The organism is Marinobacter sp. CA1 (genome assembly GCF_020546665.1).
In the GTDB taxonomy this organism is placed as follows: Bacteria; Pseudomonadota; Gammaproteobacteria; order Pseudomonadales; family Oleiphilaceae; genus Marinobacter; species Marinobacter xestospongiae.
Genome location: NZ_CP071785.1, coordinates 2,678,061 through 2,698,337, shown reverse-complemented (window position 1 = coordinate 2,698,337; position 20,277 = coordinate 2,678,061). Strand labels below are relative to the sequence as shown.

At 61.4% G+C, this 20,277-nt stretch carries 19 protein-coding genes and 1 tRNA gene; 19 read left to right on the top strand and 1 reads right to left on the bottom strand.

Annotation, left to right across the window (positions count from 1 at the left end):
• Positions 1–44 precede the first annotated feature (44 nt).
• The 13 genes from J2887_RS12310 (at position 45) to secF (ending at position 14,052) form a co-directional block, all read left to right on the top strand.
• Positions 45–797, top strand: coding sequence for a flagellar basal body rod protein FlgF (locus J2887_RS12310; RefSeq protein ID WP_227171421.1), 753 nt, complete (start codon positions 45–47; stop codon positions 795–797).
• A gap of 77 nt (positions 798–874) precedes the next feature.
• Positions 875–1,663, top strand: coding sequence for a flagellar basal-body rod protein FlgG (gene flgG, locus J2887_RS12305; RefSeq protein WP_227171420.1), 789 nt, complete (start codon positions 875–877; stop codon positions 1,661–1,663).
• A gap of 32 nt (positions 1,664–1,695) precedes the next feature.
• Positions 1,696–2,400: a flagellar basal body L-ring protein FlgH gene (gene flgH, locus J2887_RS12300; protein WP_227171419.1), complete on the top strand. Its 705-nt coding sequence runs from the start codon at positions 1,696–1,698 to the stop codon at positions 2,398–2,400.
• Positions 2,397–3,494 carry a flagellar basal body P-ring protein FlgI gene (locus J2887_RS12295; protein ID WP_324197210.1) on the top strand — a complete coding sequence of 366 codons (1,098 nt, stop codon included), beginning with the start codon at positions 2,397–2,399 and terminating at the stop codon, positions 3,492–3,494. Before flgH ends, J2887_RS12295 begins: the two co-directional genes overlap by 4 nt.
• 9 nt (positions 3,495–3,503) lie before the next feature.
• Positions 3,504–4,490: a flagellar assembly peptidoglycan hydrolase FlgJ gene (flgJ, locus tag J2887_RS12290; protein ID WP_227171418.1), complete on the top strand. Its 987-nt coding sequence runs from the start codon at positions 3,504–3,506 to the stop codon at positions 4,488–4,490.
• Between the two features lie 19 nt (positions 4,491–4,509).
• Complete coding sequence (gene flgK, locus J2887_RS12285; RefSeq protein WP_227171417.1) at positions 4,510–6,555, top strand: flagellar hook-associated protein FlgK; 2,046 nt, start codon at positions 4,510–4,512, stop codon at positions 6,553–6,555.
• Between the two features lie 19 nt (positions 6,556–6,574).
• On the top strand, positions 6,575–8,173 hold the full coding sequence (gene flgL, locus J2887_RS12280) for a flagellar hook-associated protein FlgL (RefSeq protein WP_227171416.1): 1,599 nt from the start codon (positions 6,575–6,577) through the stop codon (positions 8,171–8,173).
• 73 nt (positions 8,174–8,246) lie between these two features.
• Positions 8,247–8,333 (top strand) — tRNA-Leu (locus tag J2887_RS12275).
• 114 nt (positions 8,334–8,447) lie between these two features.
• Entirely contained in the window at positions 8,448–9,524 is a 1,077-nt protein-coding gene (gene queA, locus J2887_RS12270; protein WP_227171415.1) for a tRNA preQ1(34) S-adenosylmethionine ribosyltransferase-isomerase QueA, read from the top strand.
• 14 nt (positions 9,525–9,538) lie between these two features.
• Positions 9,539–10,660: a tRNA guanosine(34) transglycosylase Tgt gene (gene tgt, locus J2887_RS12265; protein WP_227176113.1), complete on the top strand. Its 1,122-nt coding sequence runs from the start codon at positions 9,539–9,541 to the stop codon at positions 10,658–10,660.
• 156 nt (positions 10,661–10,816) lie between these two features.
• Complete coding sequence (yajC, locus tag J2887_RS12260; protein WP_228752813.1) at positions 10,817–11,179, top strand: preprotein translocase subunit YajC; 363 nt, start codon at positions 10,817–10,819, stop codon at positions 11,177–11,179.
• A gap of 52 nt (positions 11,180–11,231) precedes the next feature.
• Positions 11,232–13,106 carry a protein translocase subunit SecD gene (gene secD / locus J2887_RS12255; protein WP_227171414.1) on the top strand — a complete coding sequence of 625 codons (1,875 nt, stop codon included), beginning with the start codon at positions 11,232–11,234 and terminating at the stop codon, positions 13,104–13,106.
• Positions 13,099–14,052, top strand: coding sequence for a protein translocase subunit SecF (secF, locus tag J2887_RS12250; RefSeq protein WP_227171413.1), 954 nt, complete (start codon positions 13,099–13,101; stop codon positions 14,050–14,052). The genes secD and secF overlap by 8 nt, the downstream gene beginning before the upstream one ends.
• Positions 14,053–14,160: 108 nt before the next feature.
• Here the strand turns inward: secF and J2887_RS12245 are convergent, their stop codons facing one another.
• Positions 14,161–14,961 carry an inositol monophosphatase family protein gene (locus J2887_RS12245; RefSeq protein ID WP_227171412.1) on the bottom strand — a complete coding sequence of 267 codons (801 nt, stop codon included), beginning with the start codon at positions 14,959–14,961 and terminating at the stop codon, positions 14,161–14,163.
• A 208-nt stretch (positions 14,962–15,169) separates the two neighbouring features.
• On the opposite strand from J2887_RS12245, the gene trmJ reads away from it, so the two are divergent.
• The 6 genes from trmJ (at position 15,170) to rlmN (ending at position 20,225) form a co-directional block, all read left to right on the top strand.
• The gene (gene trmJ / locus J2887_RS12240) at positions 15,170–16,024 is read left to right on the top strand and encodes a tRNA (cytosine(32)/uridine(32)-2'-O)-methyltransferase TrmJ (RefSeq protein WP_227171411.1); all 855 of its coding nucleotides are present in this window, start codon (positions 15,170–15,172) and stop codon (positions 16,022–16,024) included.
• A complete protein-coding gene (gene cysE / locus J2887_RS12235) occupies positions 16,017–16,796 on the top strand; it encodes a serine O-acetyltransferase (protein ID WP_227171410.1) in 780 nt (259 codons plus the stop codon). Before trmJ ends, cysE begins: the two co-directional genes overlap by 8 nt.
• Before the next feature lie 90 nt (positions 16,797–16,886).
• Positions 16,887–17,381, top strand: coding sequence for a Fe-S cluster assembly transcriptional regulator IscR (gene iscR / locus J2887_RS12230; RefSeq protein ID WP_227171409.1), 495 nt, complete (start codon positions 16,887–16,889; stop codon positions 17,379–17,381).
• A gap of 20 nt (positions 17,382–17,401) precedes the next feature.
• Complete coding sequence (locus J2887_RS12225) at positions 17,402–18,550, top strand: IscS subfamily cysteine desulfurase (protein WP_227171408.1); 1,149 nt, start codon at positions 17,402–17,404, stop codon at positions 18,548–18,550.
• 72 nt (positions 18,551–18,622) lie between these two features.
• Complete coding sequence (ndk, locus tag J2887_RS12220; RefSeq protein ID WP_227171407.1) at positions 18,623–19,051, top strand: nucleoside-diphosphate kinase; 429 nt, start codon at positions 18,623–18,625, stop codon at positions 19,049–19,051.
• A 61-nt stretch (positions 19,052–19,112) separates the two neighbouring features.
• Entirely contained in the window at positions 19,113–20,225 is a 1,113-nt protein-coding gene (rlmN, locus tag J2887_RS12215; protein WP_227171406.1) for a 23S rRNA (adenine(2503)-C(2))-methyltransferase RlmN, read from the top strand.
• Positions 20,226–20,277: the final 52 nt, after the last annotated feature.

Sequence of the window (20,277 nt, the reverse complement as noted above, 5' to 3'; positions counted from 1 at the left end):
CATTAACCCTGCTATCAGTCAAAGTTCCGGCAGGAGTTTTCCGCATGGATAAGTCCCTCTACATCGGCATGTCAGGCGCCAAGCAGAACATGCTGGCCCAGCGGGCCCACGCCAATAACCTGGCCAACGCCAACACCACCGGTTTCAAGCGGGATTTCGCCCAGGCCCGGAGTATGCCGGTGTTTGGTGAGCATCATCCCACCCGCGCCTACGCCATGACCGAAAGGCCTGGTACCGATCTGTCCGCCGGCGCGCTGATGGATACCGGTCGCAAGCTGGATGTGGCGGTGGAAGGTGACGGCTGGCTGGCGGTCCAGAATGGTCAGGGCGAAGAGGTGTTCGGTCGTTCCGGCAGCCTGCAGGTGGACGTCAACGGCCTGCTGCGCAATCGCAATGGCGACCTGGTGATGGGCAATGGTGGCCCGGTGGCCCTGCCGCCGTTTGACAGCCTGGAGATCGGTGCCGACGGCACCATTTCCATCGTGCCCGCCGGCGGTCCGCCCGATCAGCTGGTGGATATCGACCGGCTGAAGCTGGTGAATCCCCCGGCCGATGCCCTGGAGAAAGGTGAAGACGGCTACCTGCGTCGCAAGCCTGACCAGGCGCTGGACGGCCCGGAGCCGCCGGATGGCAATCTGCGGGTGGCCACCGGGTTTCTGGAGGCCTCCAACGTCAATGCGGTGTCCGAGATGATCTCCAACCTGCAACTGTCGCGGCAGTACGAAATGCAGGTGAAGGTCATGAGTACCTCCCAGTCCAATTCCGAGGCGGCGGCACGTCTGTTGCAGAACCTCTGATAACGAACCTGTTTCACAGCGCTGATGGCGCCAGGCGGCAACAGTTGGCCGCCATGCCACCGGCCGAGGAGTAGAGCATGCATCCAGCACTTTGGGTCAGTAAAACCGGGTTGAGTGCCCAGGACACCAACATGTCCACCATTTCCAACAACCTGGCCAACGTCAACACCACCGGTTTCAAGCGCGATCGCGCGGTGTTCCAGGATCTGCTGTACCAGATTCACCGCCAGCCCGGCGGTCTCAGTTCGCAGAACACCGAGCTGCCTTCGGGGCTGCAGCTGGGTACCGGTGTACGGGTGGTGGGTACCACCAAGCAGTTTACCCAGGGCAACCTGCAGAACACCCAGCAACCGCTGGATATGGCGGTGGATGGTCGTGGCTTCTTCCAGATCCTGCTGCCCGACGGCGGCATTGCCTACACCCGCGACGGTCAGTTCCAGCTCAATGCCGACGGTGAGGTGGTGAATCCGGACGGCTACACCCTGGAGCCGAACATCACCATCCCCGACAACGCCACCAAGGTGACCATTGGCAAGGACGGCACCGTGTCTGTGGTGGTGGATGACCAGGCCAACCCGGTCAACCTGGGGCAGATTACGCTGGTGGACTTCGTCAATCCCCAGGGCCTGCAGGCCATCGGCAACAACCTGTTCCGGGCCACCAACGCCAGCGGCGATCCCAATGAAGGCGAGGCGGGCATCGGCGGGCTTGGCAGTATCGAGCAGCAGATGACCGAGGCCTCCAACGTCGAGGTGGTGGAAGAGCTGGTCAACATGATCACCACCCAGCGGGCCTATGAAATGAATTCCAAGGTGGTTTCCACCACCGACCAGATGCTGCAGTTCATCACCAACAACATCGGTTGATGGGCGTAGCGGCAATGAGTGAGGTGACTGTCATGAATGGGAACAACACCCAGACCAACGGGTACCGCCGGGTCGGCATGCCGGCTCTGGTGGCGGTGCTGGTGTTGCTGGAAGGTTGCACGGCGATGACCCGGCCCCGGGCGATACCGGATGATCCGGCCTACGCCCCGGTGCGGCCCCAGGAAATGATGGCTCGCGACCCCCACACCGGGTCGATCTACCAGACCTCCCGCAATTACAACTTCTACGGCGACACCGTCGCGCTCAATGTCGGGGATATTCTCACCGTGACGTTGCAGGAGTCCACGCAGGCGAGCAAGTCGGCGGAGAGCAGCATCACCAAGGACAACGAACTGTCGATTCCGGAACCGATTCTGCTGGGCAAGGCCAATCTGGGCATCAACACCAGCGCCAACTTCGAACGGGATTTTGAGGGCCAGGCCGAAGCGGACCAGAGCAACAGTCTGAACGGCAGTATCACCGTTACGGTGACGGAAGTGCTACCCAACGGCGTGCTGCGCATCCGGGGCGAGAAATGGCTGTCGCTGACCAATGGCGACGAGTTCATCCGCCTGACCGGCATGGTCCGGCCTCAGGACATTGCCCCGAATAATACTGTGGCGTCCACCCGGATCGCCGACGCCCGCATTGCCTATGGTGGCACCGGCGATTTCGATCAGGCCAATCAGATGGGCTGGCTGGCACGGTTCTTCAATAGTGAGTGGTGGCCGTTATGAACAGGCTGAGAAGTATGGCACTGCTGTTGGTTCTGGCTCTCGTGGCGGCGCCGGTGGTGGCCGACCGGCTCAAGGACCTGGCCCGCATCAAGGGCGTGCGTAACAACCAGTTGGTGGGCTACGGCCTGGTGGTGGGGCTGGACGGCACCGGTGACAAGGCGCCGTTCACCAACCAGACCTTCCGCAACATGATGAACCAGTTCGGTGTGACCCTGCCGGAAGGCACCAACCCCAACCTCGCCAATGTGGCGGCGGTGACGGTACACGCCACCTTGCCGCCGTTTGCCAAGCCGGGGCAGGAAATGGATGTGACGGTCTCCTCCATCGGCAATGCTGACAGTCTGAGGGGTGGCAGTCTGCTGATGACTTCTCTCAAAGGCGCTGACGGCCAGGTCTATGCCATGGCCCAGGGTAGCCTGGTGGTGGGTGGCTTCGGTGCCGCCGGCGCTGACGGTTCGCGGATTACCGTGAACGTGCCGAGCGTGGGTCGCATTCCCAATGGCGCAACCATCGAGCGCGAGGTGCTGTCGCCGTTCAGTCGCGGTGACACCATCACCTTCAACCTGCTGCAGCCGGATTTCACGACGGCACGGCGGGTGGTGGAGACAGTCAATGGCATGTTGGGGCCGGATATGGCCTATGCCCACGATGCCACGTCGATCTCCGTCAAGGCGCCACGGGACCCGTCCCAGCGGGTCAGCTTCCTGTCGATCCTGGAGAACCTGGAGGTCGACCCAGCCGAAGACGCCGCCAAGGTGGTCATTAACAGCCGCACCGGCACCATCGTGGTGGGGCAGAACGTGCGGGTCAGCCCGGCGGCCATTACCCATGGCAACCTGACCGTCACCATTCAGGAAAACCCGGAAGTGAACCAGCCGGACCCGTTTGCCAATGGTGACACGGTGGTGACTCCCAACACCCAGATTGCGGTGACCGAAGACCCGGCGCGGATGTTTCAGTTTGGTCCGGCGACCACCCTTAACGAGATTGTGCAGGCAGTGAACCAGGTCGGCGCGGCGCCGGGTGATGTCATGGCGGTGCTTGAAGCGCTGAAACAGGCCGGCGCCCTGCGGGCCGAACTGATTGTGATCTGAGGTAGCGTCATGCAGGACCCACGACTACAGCAATCCCGCATCTACACCGACTTCGGCGGTCTCAACGCGCTGAAGGCGGAAGCGCGCTCTGATCGCAAGGCGGCGCTGGAGGAAGTGGCGAAGCAGTTCGAGGGCCTGTTCCTCACCGAGATCATGAAATCCATGCGCAAAGCCAACGAGGTGTTCTCCGAGGGCAACCTGCTCAACAGCCAGCAGTCCAAGTTCTATCAGGACATGTTCGACAACCAGCTCAGTCTGACCTTGTCCGACCAGGGGCTGGGGCTGTCGGACACTCTGGTGCGTCAGCTCAGTCGCCAGATTCCGGGGATGTCCGCCGAAGGTGAGCGTCGGGCCGGCCACAAGGCCGACATTGCCGCCTACGACCGCAGTCTGCCGTCACTGTCGCGGCAACTGCCGGAGCGGCTTGCGGAAGTGAAGGCGGTGGCGGCGTCATCGGCGCCGGCGACCGACAGCGTCTTGCCGTCCCGGTTCGAGTCGCCACAGCAGTTTGTCAGTCAGTTGCTGCCGCTGGCGGAAGCGGCCGCGGCGGATTCCGGTATTGATCCCCGGCTGATGGTGGCGCAGGCCGCGTTGGAGACTGGTTGGGGGCGCCACATGATCGAAGGGGAGCAGGGTGCGCCGAGTTTCAACCTGTTCGGTATCAAGGCCGACGGGCGCTGGCAGGGGGATTCCGTCAACATCGCCACCTCGGAGTACCGGGATGGCGTGCGGATGAGTGAGCGGGCGCAGTTCCGGGCCTACCCGGATTACCAGGCCAGTTTCCACGACTATGTTGATTTCCTGAAGTCGAATCCCCGCTATCGCGAGGTGCTGGCGTCCGCCGAAGACCCGGCGCAGTTCGCTGACCAATTGCAGGCTGCGGGTTATGCGACCGACCCGCATTACGCCAACAAGATTCGCCGGATCATGGCCGGCGAGACCATGAACCAGCCGGTGGGTGCCTCCGGGCAGTCGTCCCCGGGAGCTGACGGATAGGTTCCGAGGGTAAAACGCTATGGCCAATCTGATTCAAATTGGTTTGTCCGGTGTGCTGGGCCATCAGTCAGCCCTGAATACCACCGGTAACAACATCACCAATGCCAACACGCCCGGCTACAGCCGCCAGGAAGTGCTGTTCGAAAGCCAGCGGGGCCTGCGCACTGGTGCCGGTACGGTGGGCACCGGGGTCAACATCTCCAACATCCGCCGGGTGGCAAATGAGTACCTGGTGGAGCAGGTGCGTTCAGACACCTCGCTGCAGTCCGAACAGAAAGCGCTGAATCAGGAACTCAGCCGACTGGACAACCTGCTGGGGTCCTCGACCACCGGGCTCAACGATGTCCTGAACAACTTCTTTGCCAGTCTCCAGAGTGCGGCGGAAGACCCGGCGTCGCTGCCCCAGCGACAGTCGGTGCTGAGTGAGGCCAAGGCGGTGGCGGATCGCTTCCAGTCTCTGCAGGCCGAGTTCATCCAGCAGCGGGAGTCGGTCAAGCTGCAGATGCGCCAGGGCGTTGAAGATGCCAACACCCTGATGTCCAGCATTGCCGAGCTGAACCTGGCGATCTCCAACAGCCCGGGTATTGCCCAGGGTCGGCTGCCTAACGATCTGTTGGACAAGCGCGACGAGAAGCTGCGTGAGCTGTCGGAGCTGGTGGGCATTCGGGTGCTCCACACCGAGGGCAACCAGGTCAACGTCATGCTGGGCAATGGTCAGGCGCTGGTAGTGGGGGCGGATGCCTCCCAGCTGTCGACACGGCCCAGCGTGGAAGACCCGGCTTTCCTGGAGTTCACCCTGCTGGATGCCGGACGTCAGGTACCGATCGACAGCCAGATCACCGGCGGGTCCCTGGGAGGGCTGCGGCGCTTTGAACAGGAATCCCTGAAAACCGCGTTTGATGAGTTGGGCCGGGTGGCCATTGCCCTGCAAGACAACATCAATCACCAGCACGAGATTGGTATGGACCTGGAGGGCGACCTGGGTGGTCTGTTCTTCTCTGATATCAACTCGCCGGAGGCGATGTCCAGTCGGGTGATTGCCAACGGCAACAATCTGCCGCCAGGGGATGCCGACATTGGTGTCGAGATCAGCGACAGCAACGCGCTGATCTCGGGCAGCTGGAACCTGCAGTTCTCAGGCGACGGTCGCAACTACGAGGTGATCGACAGCCAATCCGGTGAAGTGGTCAAACAGGGCCGTCTGCCGGACCCGCTGCCGGCTGAGATCGGCATGCCCGGGTTCAATATCCAGATCAACGACGGCACCTTCAACCCGGGTGACAGCTACCAGATTCAGCCTACCCGTAACGCTGCGGAATCGATCTCGCTGGAGGTGGAGCGGGAAGAGGATCTGGCCTTTGCCAGCCCGGTGCGGGCGGAAGCCAACGTCGGCAACAACGGCGATGGGGTGATTGATCAGGGGTTGATGCTGAACGTCCGCAACCCGCTGTCGAACGGCATCCTGCCGGGGTTCCGCAGCCAGGGGGAGCTGGACCCGCCGCTGGAAATCCGCTTCCGGGATGATGGCGGCACCCTGGTGTACGACGTGGTGGATGCCAACGATCCCAACAACGTGCTGGTGACGGGCAGTGCCACGCCGCCACAGAACGTCTACACCCCGGGCATTTCCAACAAGCTGTTCAGTGAGGACCCCACCGATCCGAACTACCAGGGCTTCCAGTTCGAGATCAGCGGCAACCCGCAGGCGGGAGACACCTTTAACATCGGCTATAACACCGAGGGTGTGTCGGACAACCGCAACGCCGAACTGATGGCGGCGCTGGCCGGCAAGAACACCATGAACAACGGCTCGCAAAACCTCACCGAGGGCTACGGCGGCCTGGTGGAGACCATTGGGGTGCAAACCCGCCAGAGCCAGCTTGACCTGGATTCCAGTGAGGCGCTGCTGCAACAATCGGTGAACCAACGCGAGTCAGTGTCCGGGGTCAACCTGGACGAAGAAGCCGGGCGGCTGATCCAGTATCAGGCCGCTTACAATGCCTCGGCCCAGGTTATGAGCGTGGCCCAGAGTCTATTCGACACCCTGTTGTCGACCTTCCGATAACGGAAATTGGTGAGCGACTATGATCAGAATCTCATCCCAGCAGATTTTCTCCAGCGGTATCAGCCGGCTGCAGGATCTGAACGCCAGCCTGCAGCAGACCAGCCAGCAGGTGTCCACCGGTAAGCGGGTAAACCAGCCCTCAGATGACCCGGTGGCGGCGGCGCGAATCCTCAAGCTGGACCAGGAAGTGGCGCGCATCGAGCAGTTCCAGCGCAATGCCGGCCTGGCAGAGAACCGCCTGCAGCAGGAAGAGAATGCCATCTCGAGCATGCTGGATGTGGTCCAGCGGGTGCGGGAGCTGACGGTTCAGGCGGGTAATGGCGCGCTGACCCCGAGCGACCGGCAGTCCATCGCCTCGGAGCTGCGGGAGCGGCTGGATCAGTTGGCGACTCTGGGCAACGCCCGGGACGCATCCGGCGAGTACATCTTCAGTGGCTTCCAGGGGGAAGTGCCGGCGTTTGGCAAGAACATTTCCGGCAACTGGGTCTACCAGGGGGATGAAGGCCAGCGCAAGCTGGAGCTGGATGAAGGGGTTACGGTACCGATCAGTGATCATGGCAAGGGGTTGTTTGTGGACATCGCCAGCGCTGATCGCACCTTCTTTGCCGAAGCGGGAGGCGACAACGTATCCGGAGCCCGCATCAGTACCGGCATGGTGGTGGACCAGGATCTTTACAACCAGTTCTACGACAGCAATGGGGGTGTTGATCTGGAGGTGCGCTTTGTCGCCAATGGCGGTTCCCCGAGCGGCCTGGACTACGAGGTGGTGACCCGCGAGCAACCGCCGACCACGGTGGCCACCGGGAACTTCATCAGTGGCGAGAGCATCCAGTTCGAAGGTATCCAGTTTGAAATCCATGGCATCCCGGACGTCAACGACACCTTCGATATCAAGACCTCTGAGCGCCAGGGCATGTTCACCAGCATCGAGAAGCTGATCTACGGCCTCGAGAACCAGGCCAAGGGCCGGGCACGGGCGACAGTCACCAACTTCGCGCCCACCGGCGGCAAGCTCTACATCAACGGTTTGAGTGTGCCTCAGGGGGGGGCGGGTGCGGTCTTCACCGGGACCGAGACCAACGCCGACCTGCGGGACCTGATCAACAACCACACCGAGCTGGCGGAGCAGGGCATTACGGCCAGCATCGAGAATGGCAACGTGGTGATCCGCTCCGGTGGTCAGGACCTTAACATCAGCGCCCAGGACCCCGATCCCAAGGTTCCGCCCTGGCCGGATTACACCGGTGGGTTACAGGTAACCGGGGCCAAGGCGGAGGATCTTGATCTGGGGGCGGCACCGCCGGTGACCAGCGCCAACTACCAGGGCGGCAACGAAGCCTACGATGCCCTGGTGGCGGATTCCCTGGTAAACATGGACAACATCCAGGAGAGCCTGATCAGTACCCAGACCGAGATCGGCGGCCGGCTCAATTCCGTGGAGACCACCTCGGTGTTTCTGGAGGATTCTTCGGTGTACACCAAGGACATCCGCTCCCAGTTGCAGGATGTCGACTACGCCGAGGCGATCAGCAACCTGACCTTCCAGAGTTTCGTGCTGCAGGCGGCCCAGCAGTCGTTTGCCCAGGTCTCACGGCTGTCGTTATTCGACCGGCTGTAGCGATTGCGGACGACGGACTGAATAGCCTGTTGATTTCACAAGGCGCGTCGGTATAATTGCCAATCTCTCCGATGCCAGCGTGGTGAAATTGGTAGACACAGGGGATTCAAAATCCCCCGCCTTCACGGGCGTGGCGGTTCGAGTCCGCCCGCTGGTACCAGTATTTGAAGACCGGGCCGGTCTGCATCGACGGCCGGGCTGAGGGGAGTGGCAATGGTCACTCCCCCCAATCACATACCGACCGCCCTCGCGGTACCACTGAACAGTCCTGTCGATGAATGTCTCCGATTTTCACTTTGATCTGCCGGACGAGTTGATCGCCCGTTACCCACTGCCCGAGCGAAGCGCGTCCCGTCTGCTGACGTTGGACGGTCTCACCGGACACACCGGTCACCACACCTTCTCCGACCTGCCATCCCTGTTGCATCCTGACGATCTCCTGGTGTTCAACAACACCCGGGTCATTCCTGCGCGCCTGTTTGGCCGCAAGGAAACCGGGGGCCAGGTGGAAGTTCTGGTGGAGCGTCTGCTGGATGATCATCAGTTGCTGGCTCACGTTCGCGCATCCAAACCGCCCAAACCGGGGCAGCGGGTGCTGTTGGAAGACGGCACGGTGCTGCGGATGGAGGAGCGTCGCGAGGCGCTGTTCCTGCTTCGCTGCGAAGCTCCGGAGCCGGTGCTGGACGTGCTCGAGCGCATCGGGCACATGCCGTTGCCGCCCTACGTTGATCGCCCGGACGAACAGGCGGACAGAGAGCGTTACCAGACCGTCTATGCCCGCGAGGCCGGTGCGGTGGCGGCGCCCACCGCGGGCCTGCATTTCGACGAAGCCCTGATTGAGCGGCTGCAGGCACAGGGGGTGCGCACGGCGTTTGTCACCCTTCATGTGGGAGCCGGCACCTTTCAGCCGGTGCGGGTGGATCGCATCGAAGATCACGTCATGCACAGCGAAGTCGCCCAGGTGCCGGAAGAGACGGTGGAAGCCGTGCGCCAGACCCGTGAGCGGGGTGGTCGGGTGATCGCCGTCGGCACCACCTCGGTCCGTTCCCTGGAGTCGGCCAGCCGTGGCGGGGTGTTACGCACCTTCCGCGGGGAGACCGATATCTTTATCCGTCCCGGCTACCGGTTCCAGACCGTGGATGCCATGGTCACCAACTTCCACCTGCCGGAGTCCACCCTGATCATGCTGGTGAGTGCGTTTGCCGGCTACAACCATGTGATGGCGGCCTATGGCGAAGCGGTGGATCAGCGCTATCGTTTCTTCAGTTACGGCGACGGTATGTTTATTACTGGTCAGGAGCCCAGCCTGGGTTCGCTGGCCGGACAGTCAAAAGCGGGAGAATCATCGTGAGCAGCGATTGCTTCATGTCCTTTGAACACCTCGGCAGTGACGGCAAGGCCCGTCGTGGCCGGCTGACCTTTCCACGGGGTACGGTGGAGACGCCGGCCTTCATGCCGGTTGGCACCTACGGCACCGTCAAGGGCATGCTGCCCCGGGACATCGAGGAGATCGGTGCCCACATCATTCTGGGCAACACCTTCCACCTGATGCTGCGGCCGGGCACAGAAGTGATTAAGGCCCACGGTGATCTGCATGACTTCACCCAGTGGCAGGGTCCGATCCTTACCGACTCCGGCGGCTTCCAGGTGTTCAGCCTGGGCGAGATGCGCAAGATCACCGAACAGGGTGTGACGTTCCGCTCGCCGGTGGACGGTTCACCGGTGGAACTGAATCCTGAAATCGCGATGCAGGTTCAGCGCGACCTCGGTTCCGATATCGTCATGATCTTTGATGAGTGCACGCCGTACCCGGCCACCGAGAAGCAGGCCCGTGAATCGATGGAGCTGTCCCTGCGCTGGGCGGCCCGCAGTCGTCAGGCCCACGGTGACAATCCGGCAGCGCTGTTCGGTATTGTCCAGGGTGGTATGTACCCGGAGCTGCGGGACCGCTCATTGGAAGGTCTGGAGCAGATCGGCTTTGATGGTTATGCCATTGGCGGTCTGTCGGTGGGTGAGCCCAAGGACGAGATGATCCGCATCCTGGACCATCTGCCGCCCAAGATGCCGGCGGACAAGCCCCGCTACCTGATGGGCGTTGGCCGTCCCGAGGACATCGTTGAGGCGGTGCGTCGCGGGGTCGACATGTTCGACTGCGTCATGCCCACCCGCAATGCCCGTAATGGCTATCTCTTTACCGCCACCGGCATCGTCAAGATCCGCAACGCCCGCAACCGTCATGACACCGGGCCGCTGGACGACACCTGCGATTGTTACACCTGCAAGAACTTCTCCCGGAGCTACCTGCATCATCTTGATAAGTGTGGAGAAATGCTTGGCTCCCAGCTCAACACCATCCACAATCTGCGGTTCTATCAGAACCTGATGGCTGGTTTGCGCGGGGCCATTGAAGCGGGTACATTGTCCGACTTCGTCGCGGCCTTCTATGAGCGCCGGGGCGAACCGGTACCGCCCCTTGAAGTTGACTGACGGCGCCCTCATCTCTGGGCTCGTTGCCTGCGAAAATGTCGCCAGCGGCGGCAGTACGGTTACAGAATTCGAGCCGCCGGCGTGATCGGTGCCCGACAGGGTCAGGGGACGCCGGCGGCAAGCGATTTACCTCAAATCTGATTAACGGAGAAACCAATGAAATCACTGAAACTGTGGATGGCCGGCCTGGCGTCGATCGTGCCGGGCGTGGCGATGGCTCAGGAGCAGGCGCCTGGCCAGATGGGCGTGATGGGGCAGATCATCTTCTTTGCCGGCTTCATCCTGATCTTCTACCTGCTGATCTGGCGTCCCCAGTCCAAGCGTGCGAAAGAGCACAAGTCACTGATGTCCGGCCTGAACAAGGGCGACGAAGTAGTGACCTCCGGTGGCGTTGCCGGCAAGATCACCAAGGTAACCGACGATTTTATTGTGGTCGAGATTGCCGACAACGTGGAAATCAAGGTACAGAAAGTGGCGGTTGCGGCGGCCCTGCCGAAAGGAACCCTCAAGGATATCTGAGTCGATCCGTTGACTCACTGATTCCGAAGACCGGTTAGGACTAAGGGACCCCATGCTGAACAAGTACCCGCTCTGGAAGAACCTGATCATCCTGTTCGCCTTGGCGATCGGGTTTATTTACGCGTTGCCCAACCTGTATCCCGACGATTTCGCGATACAGATCACCGGGGCCCGAAGTAGCACGGAGGTCGATCAGCGTACGCTGGAGCGGGCGAGCCGGGCACTGCAGGACGCCGGAATCGAGATCAAGTCAGAGTCGTTGCAGGAACGCAACGGCCTGATCCGCCTGACCAACGGGGACGACCAGCTCAAGGCGCGTCCCCTGGTCCAGGCCACTCTTGGCAAGGAGTATCTGGTGGCGCTGAACATGGCGCCATCCACCCCCGAATGGCTCCGCAGTGTGGGTGCCGGCCCGATGAAGCTGGGCCTGGACCTGCGCGGTGGTGTCCACTTCCTGCTGGAAGTGGATATGGATTCGGCCCTGCAGCAGCGGATGGAGGCCTTCTCCGGCCAGATCAAGCGCGAGCTGCGGGAAGAGCGTATCCGATACCGTGGCGGCGATGTTCTGGGTGGTCGTCAGATCGCCATGACCTTCCGCGACGAAGCTGACCGGGATGAGGCGTTCAGCCTGATTCGCCAGCAGCACACCCAGTTCCTGCTGGAAGAGCGACGCAACGGTGACCAGTTCGAGCTGGTGCTGACCCTGTCAGACGCCGAAGTCAAACAGATTCAGGACTACGCCCTGGAGCAGAACCTGACCACCATCCGCAACCGGGTCAACGAGCTGGGTGTGGCGGAGCCGCTGGTGCAGCGTCAGGGGACTGAGCGCATTATTGTTGAGCTGCCCGGTGTCCAGGATACCGCCCAGGCCAAGCGGGTACTGGGGGCGACGGCCAATCTGGAGTTCCGTCTGGAAGCGCGTCCGGATGCCGAAGCCAGCGAGATCGAGGTGTATCCCTTCCGTGACGAGGCTCGCCGCACCGCGCGGCTGGAGCGGGAAATCATCGCCACCGGTAACAATGTGGCGAATGCCCAGCAGGCCTTCGATGAGAACGGTCAGCCCCAGGTCAACATCACCATGGATTCAGTGGGTGGTGATCTGATGTACCGGGCCACCAAGAATGCCATTCAGCGTCGCATGGCGGTGCTGTTTATCGAATTCAAGACTGAAGCCGAAGATCGTCTGGTCGACGGTGAGTTGCAGTCGGTGGAGCGGCGCGTGGAAGAGCGCAGCATCATCAGTCTGGCGACCATTCAGTCAGCCCTTGGCAGCAGTTTCCGGATCACCGGTCTGGATTCGGTGCCGGAAGCGTCCGAGCTGGCCCTGCTGCTGCGTGCCGGCTCCCTGGCAGCGCCGATGTACTTTGTTCAGGAGCGCACCATTGGGCCGAGCCTGGGTCAGCAGAACATCGATGCCGGTGTGATGTCCGTTACCCTCGGCTTCCTGCTGGTGCTGATCTACATGCTGGTGTACTACCGTGGTTTCGGTCTGGTGGCCAACGTTGCGTTGACGCTGAACCTGATGCTGCTGGTGGCCTGTATGTCGATCCTGTCGGCCACTCTGACGCTGCCGGGCATTGCCGGTATCGTTCTCACCGTGGGTATGGCAGTGGATGCCAACGTGCTGATCTTCGAGCGTATTCGTGAGGAGCTCAAGGCCGGGGCGCCGCCCCAGTCGGCGATTCATTCCGGCTACTCGCGGGCGTTTGTGTCGATTCTGGATGCCAACATCACCACGTTGTTGGTGGCGATCATCCTGTTTGCCATGGGTTCCGGTCCGGTCAAAGGCTTCGCTGTGACCCTGTGTCTGGGCATTCTGACCTCGATGTTTACCGGTCTGATGGTAAGCCGAGGCATTGTCAACGTGGTCTACGGCGGCCGTAACGTCGAGAAACTGTCGATCGGAGGGAAACTGGCCAATGTCTGAATCAGCGAAGCGACCGTTCGACTTCATGAGGCTGCGCAAGCCGGCCTCACTGTTGTCCATTGTTCTGGTGGTGGTGGCCGTTGTGCTGCTGGCCACCCGTGGCCTGAGCCTAGGCCTCGACTTTACCGGGGGCACCTCGGTGGAGCTGGAATATCAGCAGCCGCCGCAGCTGGATGAGGTCAGGGCGACTCTCACTGACGCCGGTTATGACCAGTTCGTGGTGCAGAACTTCGGTGCCGACACGCTGGTGCTGGTGCGTCTGGCGGAATCCGGCAACGACAAGCTGGCGGAAGAGATCACCGCCGCGCTGATGGCGGATGGCGATCAGCTTAAGCTGGTGAGTTCCGAGTTTGTTGGCTCCCAGGTGGGTGATGAGCTCAAGGAAGACAGTGGTCTGGGGCTGCTGATTGCTCTGGCAGTGGTGCTGGTGTACGTCGGCATGCGCTTCCAGTTCAAGTTTGGCATTGCCTCAGTGGTACCGCTGGCCCACGACGTCATCATCATTCTGGGTGTGTTTGCGCTGTTCCAGTGGACCTTCGACCTGAGTGTGCTGGCGGCGTTGCTGGCGGTGATCGGCTACTCGCTCAACGACACCATCGTGGTGGCGGATCGAATCCGGGAGAACTTCCGCAAGCTGCGGATTGAAGATCCGGAAGAGATCATCAACGAGTCGATCCACCAGACCATCAGCCGGACCATCAACACGTCCGGGACCACCTTGGTGGTACTGCTGGCGCTGTATTTCCTGGGCGGCGAAGCGATCAACAACTTCGCGCTGGCGCTGATCATCGGTGTGGTTGTCGGTACCTATTCCTCCATCTACGTCTCAGCCAACCTGCTGGTGTCTCTGGGCGTAACCCGGGACGATATGATTGTCCCGCCGAAAGAGGGAACCGGCGAAGGCGACGAGGAAGAGCAGCCGCCGGAATGGCTCAATCGGATGTAGATCCGTTTAGTCGGCACAAAAAAAGACCGCGCTGGGGCAACCCACCGCGGTCTTTTTGTATCCCTGGGCTGATCTCTTGTAACTGGAGATCAGCCTGTTGCTGCCGGCCTAGCGGGGCAGGCGACCGTTAAACGGATGCAGGGACTTCAGTACTTCCCGGAACAGCTTCGGGTTCGCTACCACCAGCTGGCGGGCGCCGTCGCTGGAGGGGTTGCCGGCGAAGTCACTGGTCAGGGCGCCGGCTTCCTTGGCGATGGTCAGGCCGATGGTCAGGTCTTCGGCCTGAGGGCGGAAGATAACGGCGGCGTCCTGGCGACCGGAAGCTACCCGGGCAAGGTCCAGCGCGACGCAGCTGGCGGTGCGGAAACTGGCGGTCTGTTGGGCCAGGGTGACGGCCATTTCGCTCCAGATCAGCGGATCGTCCTGGCCTTTGGCCTGGGACAGCAGGTTGCTGACCAGGGTCGCCTTATCGAGATGGCGAACCGTACCGGCGCGTACGCGGCGGCTGTTAAGGGCTGCGCCCTGACCACGGCTGGCGGTGTATTCCTCGCCGGTGATCGGGTTGATCAGCAGCAGGTTCTCGGTACGGTTGTCTTTCTTCTGGACCAGAGCCAGAGCGAAATCCGGCAGGCAAAGCAGGAAGTTTTCGCGACCCAGGATCGGGAAAATGTGCCAGGAGCGCTCGGCATCGCCGGCGTCGGCATCGTTGATGGGTGCGATGACGTGGTCCCGGTAGGCCTTCTGCAGCTGCTCCGAGAAATTCTCATAGATGGACTGGGCGACCCGGTCGAGCTGTTGGTTGCGCTCGGTGGCGTCTTTATCGGCTGGGTCCTGGCGTTCAAAATGCGCTTTGAGGTAGTCAGAACCCTGGCGCGCAACGCGCAGAGCCATTTTAATTGCTGGTTGCATCAGACTGTACGTTACCTGGGTGTATGGAAGGTCGCGTATCATACCAAAACCCCGGTTTTCCTTGTATGTTTTTTAGCTTTGAGTTAACCAGAAGGTTCCTAGGTAATTGCCGTTGGGCGGTCTCGGCAACTGCGAACGGGCAGGGCGGGGCCGGGTTCTGGTATTATGGCGCCCCATTCGACCTTTCGCTGTTGAGAGAACCGACACCATGCTTAAGCCCGCCCTGCCCGGAGAGGCCACTCAAGCCAACTATCCCCAGATCCGTATCGTGCTGGTGGAGACGTCCCACTCGGGCAATATCGGCGCCGTTGCGCGGGCGATGAAGAACATGGGGTTGGCCAACCTGTGGTTGGTGAATCCGGCATCGTTTCCGGATGAGGCGTCCTACGCCCGCTCCTCCGGGGCCTCGGATGTACTGGATCAGGCCCGGGTCGTTGGGTCGCTGGACGAGGCGCTTGAGGACTGCGTGCTGGTGATGGGCACCAGCGCCCGCGGGCGAAAGGTACCCTGGCCGGTCATCCCACCCGCGGAGGCCGTTGGCAAGGCCGCGGAATATTCCGCCCGGGGGCCGGTTGCCCTGGTGTTCGGGCGTGAAAGCAATGGCCTGAGCAACGATGAGCTGCAGCGATGTCACTACCACATCCACATTCCATCGAACCCGGATTACAGCTCGCTGAATCTGGCGATGGCGGTTCAGGTCGTCTGCTATGAATTGCGGATGCATTACCTGCGGGGACTTGAAGAGCAGGAGAGTCGCCCCTACCTTGGATCGATGACCTCGCCGGAAGACCCGGGCTGGGATGTACCGCTGGCATCGGTCAAGGATGTTGAAGGGTTCTTCGGCCATCTTGAGGGAACCCTTGAGGTCATCGACTTCCACCGTCGCGACAACCCCCGTCAGTTGATGACCCGGCTGCGCCGACTGTTCCAGCGTGCGCAGATGGATCAAATGGAAATCAACATCTTGCGTGGTGTTCTTAGCGCAGTTCAGAAAGCAGCGGGTGACCAGCCGCAGGCCGCACCCGACAGCGATTCACAGGTGCAGGATAAGGATCATGTTTAGTCGTTTGAAAGAAGACGTGCAGAGCGTATTTCACCGCGACCCGGCGGCGCGCAACACCTTTGAGGTGTTGACCAATTACCCCGGGCTTCACGCACTGCTGCTTCACCGTTTTGCCCACTGGCTCTGGAACCTGGGCCTCAAGTGGCTGGCGCGAACTGTGTCGACCATTTCCCGCTGGCTGACCGGCATCGAAATCCACCCCGGCGCCACCATTGGCCGGCGGTTCTTCATTGACCATGGCATGGGCGTGGTGATCGGCGAAACCACGGTGATCGGCGATGACGTCACCCTTTATCAGGGCGTGACGCTGGGCGGCACCAGCTGGAATAAGGGCAAGCGCCATCCCACCCTGGGCAACGGCGTGGTTGTGGGCGCCGGCGCCAAGATTCTGGGGCCGTTTGAAGTTGGTGAAGGCGCCAAAGTGGGCTCCAACTCGGTGGTGACCAAGGCCGTGCCCGAGGGGGCTACGGTGGTGGGTATTCCCGGACGGGTGATCGTCAAGCACAAGGACAAGGAAGGTGATGATGCCCGCCGTCGCGAGATGGAAGAGCGCATGGGCTTCGATGCCTACGGCGTGACCGACGAGATGCCGGACCCGGTGGCGCGCTCGGTGCGGGCGCTGCTGGATCATATGCATGCGGTCGACGACCGTATCGAGAATATGTGCAAGGCCTTGCAGAAAGTGAACAAGGATTATCGCAACGGCGCTCTGCCGCCGCTGGATGATGAGGATTTCGATTGTGTGCGGGAGGAGGCGGACAAGCAGGGGTGATGACGGTTGCGAATACTTGACTGAAATAGTTGGTCAATTCATACTCAACTACCGTGAATCCCGTACATCCGTGCAGTCAAGGCTAACACTATGCGACTGACCACCAAAGGCCGGTATGCGGTCACCGCCATGCTGGACCTCGCGCTTCATGGTGGGGAAGGCCCTGTCAGCCTGGCGGACATTTCCACCCGCCAGGAGATTTCGCTGTCCTATCTTGAGCAGCTCTTCGCACGCCTGCGCCGCCACCAGCTGGTGGCCAGCGTGCGTGGGCCTGGCGGTGGCTATCGTCTCAGTCGTGGCACCGACGCCATCTTTATCTCCGAAGTGGTGGATGCGGTGAACGAGTCCCTGGACACCACCCGTTGCGGCAACAAGGGTGACTGTCAGAAGGGCGAGAAGTGCCTGACCCACCATCTCTGGTCCGACCTCAGCCAGCAGATCCATCAGTTCCTCAGTGAGATCAGCCTCGCGGATCTTATGAAAAAGCATGAGATCCAGGAAGTGGCGGCCCGGCAGGACCGCCTCCACGACGAAGAGTCACAAACCATCAATACCGAGCGTCTATCCGACCAGGCGCCGGCCTGAATTACAACAGATCCCCCGTTATGAAAAAGCCTGTGTATATGGATTATGCGGCAACGACGCCCGTAGACCCGCTCGTTGCTGAAGAAATGATGAAGTACCTGACACCGGATGGCGTGTTCGGCAACCCGGCGTCCCGCTCCCATGGCTTTGGCTGGCAGGCGGAGGCGGCGGTAGAAACCGGTCGCCGGCAGGTTGCCGACCTGATCGCGGCCGACCCGCGGGAGATTGTATGGACGTCCGGTGCGACCGAGTCCGACAACCTGGCGCTCAAGGGAGCGGTTGCCGGTCGGGATAACCCGCACGTCATCACCTCGCGGATTGAGCACAAGGCGGTGCTGGATACCTGCAAGTGGCTGGAGGATCAGGGGTGCGACGTGACCTGGCTGTCCCCCGACGCCCAGGGCCGGATTGCACCGGAGCAAGTAGCGGAGGCGCTGACCGAGCGCACCGTGGTGGTCAGCCTGATGCTGGTCAACAACGAGCTGGGCACCATCAACGACATCGCGACGATTGGCAAGCTGCTGCGGGAGCGCGGTGTGCTGCTGCATGTGGATGCGGCCCAGGCGGCCGGCAAGATGGCCATCGACGTGACCGCGCTGAAGGTCGATCTGCTGTCGCTGTCCGGGCACAAGGTCTACGGCCCCAAAGGGGTTGGGGCACTGTATGTGCGCCGTGCGCCGGACGTTCGCATTGAGGCGCAGATGCACGGCGGCGGCCATGAGCGCGGTATGCGCTCAGGCACTCTGCCGACCCACCAGATTGTCGGCATGGGCAAGGCCTTTGAGCTGGCGGCCAGACAACTGGCGGACGAAGAGCGTCGGCTTGGGCAGCTACGGGCTGCGTTCCTGGATGGTCTGGCATCGCTGGAAGGGGTGACCCTCAATGGCTGCCCCGAGGCCTGTGTGCCCGGTATCATTAACCTGTCGTTTGATGGCGTGGAGGCCGAGTCATTGATGCTGGGGCTGCGGGAGCTGGCGGTCTCTTCCGGCTCGGCCTGTGCCTCCGCCACCCTGGAGCCGTCGTACGTGCTGCGGGGCATTGGGCTGGCTGACGAGCAGGCCCATCGGGCGCTGAGATTTTCCATCGGGCGCTTCACCACCGACGAGGAAGTGGCGTTCGCCGCCACCCAGGTGGTTGATGTGGTTACCCGACTGCGTTCGGTCCGGTAGGCAGTTGCCCTCGGACTGCGTATAATCGCAAACCTGAATTTTCATCCTGAACCTACACTGGAGAGATAGACCATGTCTAACGAGCGCACGCTCTCAATCATCAAGCCGGATGCCGTAGCCAAGAACGTTATCGGCGAGATCTACAGCCGTTTCGAAAAAGCCGGCCTGAACATCGTGGCTGCCAAGATGAAGCACCTGACCCAGGAAGAAGCCGAAGGCTTCTACGCTGAGCACAAAGAGCGTCCGTTCTTCGGCGATCTGGTTGCCTTCATGACTTCCGGCCCGGTTGTGGTTCAGGTTCTGGAAGGCGAAGGGGCCATCCTGAAAAACCGTGACCTGATGGGTGCCACCAACCCGAAGGAAGCTGACGCCGGTACCATCCGTGCCGACTTCGCATCGTCCATCGATGCCAACGCCGTTCACGGCTCCGATTCCGCCGCTTCCGCTGAGCGCGAAATTGCCTACTTCTTCAACGACAACGAAATCTGCCCGCGCGGCTAAGTCGTTGCCCGGGGCGGCGTAGTATGCCGCCCCGGTTGGTTATTTGATCGAGGTTTTCCCCATGACAACGTCCACTGAAAAAACCAATCTCCTCGGGATGCCGAAGGCCAAACTGGAGGCCTTTTTCGAGTCCCTGGGGGAAAGGCGCTTTCGCGCCACCCAGGTACTGCAGTGGATTCATCAACGTGGTGTTGATGACTTCGATCAAATGACCAACATGAGCAAGGCGCTGCGGGAAAAACTGCAAAAAGTCGCCGAAGTTCGTGGACCTGAAGTGATCTATGACGAAACCTCCCGCGATGGCACCCGCAAGTGGGTGATGCGGATGGACAGTGGCAACAGCGTGGAAACCGTGCTGATTCCCGACGGTGAGCGGGGCACCTTGTGTGTGTCGTCGCAGATTGGCTGCAGCCTCGACTGCACCTTCTGTTCCACCGGCAAGCGGGGGTTCAATCGTAACCTCACCGCCGCTGAGATTATTGGTCAGGTCTGGGTGGCCCGGAAGGCCTTCATGCCTTTTGAGCCCAACGCCGATCGCCCGATCACCAACGTGGTGATGATGGGTATGGGCGAGCCGCTGCTGAACTTCGATAACGTGGTCGATGCCATGAACCTGATGATGGAGGACCTGGCCTACGGGATCTCCAAGCGTCGGGTCACGCTCAGCACCTCCGGTGTGGTGCCGGCGTTGGACCGTCTGGGTGAGGTTACCGATGTGTCACTGGCGATTTCCCTGCACGCCCCCAATGATGAGCTTCGAAACCAGCTGGTTCCGCTGAACAAAAAGTACCCGATTGCCGAGTTGCTGGCGGCTACTCGTCGTTATCTCTCCGGTTTGCCTGACAAGCGCAAGGCCACCATCGAGTACACCGTGATCGAAGGGGTCAATGACCAGCCCGAGCACGCCCGGCAGTTGACCAAGGTGCTGCGTGGCCTGCCGTGCAAGATCAACCTGATTCCCTTTAACCCGTTCCCGGAAAGTGATTTCCGGCGCCCCAAGATGACGGCCACGCGGCAGTTCCAGCATATTCTCAATCAGGCCGGCTTCGTGACCACCGTGCGGACCACCCGCGGCGACGATATCGACGCTGCCTGCGGCCAGCTGGTTGGGCGGGTTGAAGACCGCACCAAGCGAAGCCAGCGTTACATTGCCGTGCAACAGGTGGCACCATAACCGGCGATCGGGCCGCCGCCGCAGGCACGGCAGACAAAAAGGACTGACATAC

Coding starts and splice junctions, on each gene's coding strand:
- J2887_RS12295 (WP_324197210.1), top strand. CDS start 2,397: ATGAACAGGCTGAGAAGTATGGCACTGCTGTTGGTTCTGGCTCTCGTG.
- secD (WP_227171414.1), top strand. CDS start 11,232: ATGCTGAACAAGTACCCGCTCTGGAAGAACCTGATCATCCTGTTCGCC.
- J2887_RS12310 (WP_227171421.1), top strand. CDS start 45: ATGGATAAGTCCCTCTACATCGGCATGTCAGGCGCCAAGCAGAACATG.
- secF (WP_227171413.1), top strand. CDS start 13,099: ATGTCTGAATCAGCGAAGCGACCGTTCGACTTCATGAGGCTGCGCAAG.
- flgK (WP_227171417.1), top strand. CDS start 4,510: ATGGCCAATCTGATTCAAATTGGTTTGTCCGGTGTGCTGGGCCATCAG.
- tgt (WP_227176113.1), top strand. CDS start 9,539: ATGTCCTTTGAACACCTCGGCAGTGACGGCAAGGCCCGTCGTGGCCGG.
- queA (WP_227171415.1), top strand. CDS start 8,448: ATGAATGTCTCCGATTTTCACTTTGATCTGCCGGACGAGTTGATCGCC.
- flgH (WP_227171419.1), top strand. CDS start 1,696: ATGAATGGGAACAACACCCAGACCAACGGGTACCGCCGGGTCGGCATG.
- iscR (WP_227171409.1), top strand. CDS start 16,887: ATGCGACTGACCACCAAAGGCCGGTATGCGGTCACCGCCATGCTGGAC.
- ndk (WP_227171407.1), top strand. CDS start 18,623: ATGTCTAACGAGCGCACGCTCTCAATCATCAAGCCGGATGCCGTAGCC.
- flgG (WP_227171420.1), top strand. CDS start 875: ATGCATCCAGCACTTTGGGTCAGTAAAACCGGGTTGAGTGCCCAGGAC.
- J2887_RS12245 (WP_227171412.1), bottom strand. CDS start 14,961: ATGCAACCAGCAATTAAAATGGCTCTGCGCGTTGCGCGCCAGGGTTCT.
- J2887_RS12225 (WP_227171408.1), top strand. CDS start 17,402: ATGAAAAAGCCTGTGTATATGGATTATGCGGCAACGACGCCCGTAGAC.
- yajC (WP_228752813.1), top strand. CDS start 10,817: ATGAAATCACTGAAACTGTGGATGGCCGGCCTGGCGTCGATCGTGCCG.
- cysE (WP_227171410.1), top strand. CDS start 16,017: ATGTTTAGTCGTTTGAAAGAAGACGTGCAGAGCGTATTTCACCGCGAC.
- flgJ (WP_227171418.1), top strand. CDS start 3,504: ATGCAGGACCCACGACTACAGCAATCCCGCATCTACACCGACTTCGGC.
- trmJ (WP_227171411.1), top strand. CDS start 15,170: ATGCTTAAGCCCGCCCTGCCCGGAGAGGCCACTCAAGCCAACTATCCC.
- flgL (WP_227171416.1), top strand. CDS start 6,575: ATGATCAGAATCTCATCCCAGCAGATTTTCTCCAGCGGTATCAGCCGG.
- rlmN (WP_227171406.1), top strand. CDS start 19,113: ATGACAACGTCCACTGAAAAAACCAATCTCCTCGGGATGCCGAAGGCC.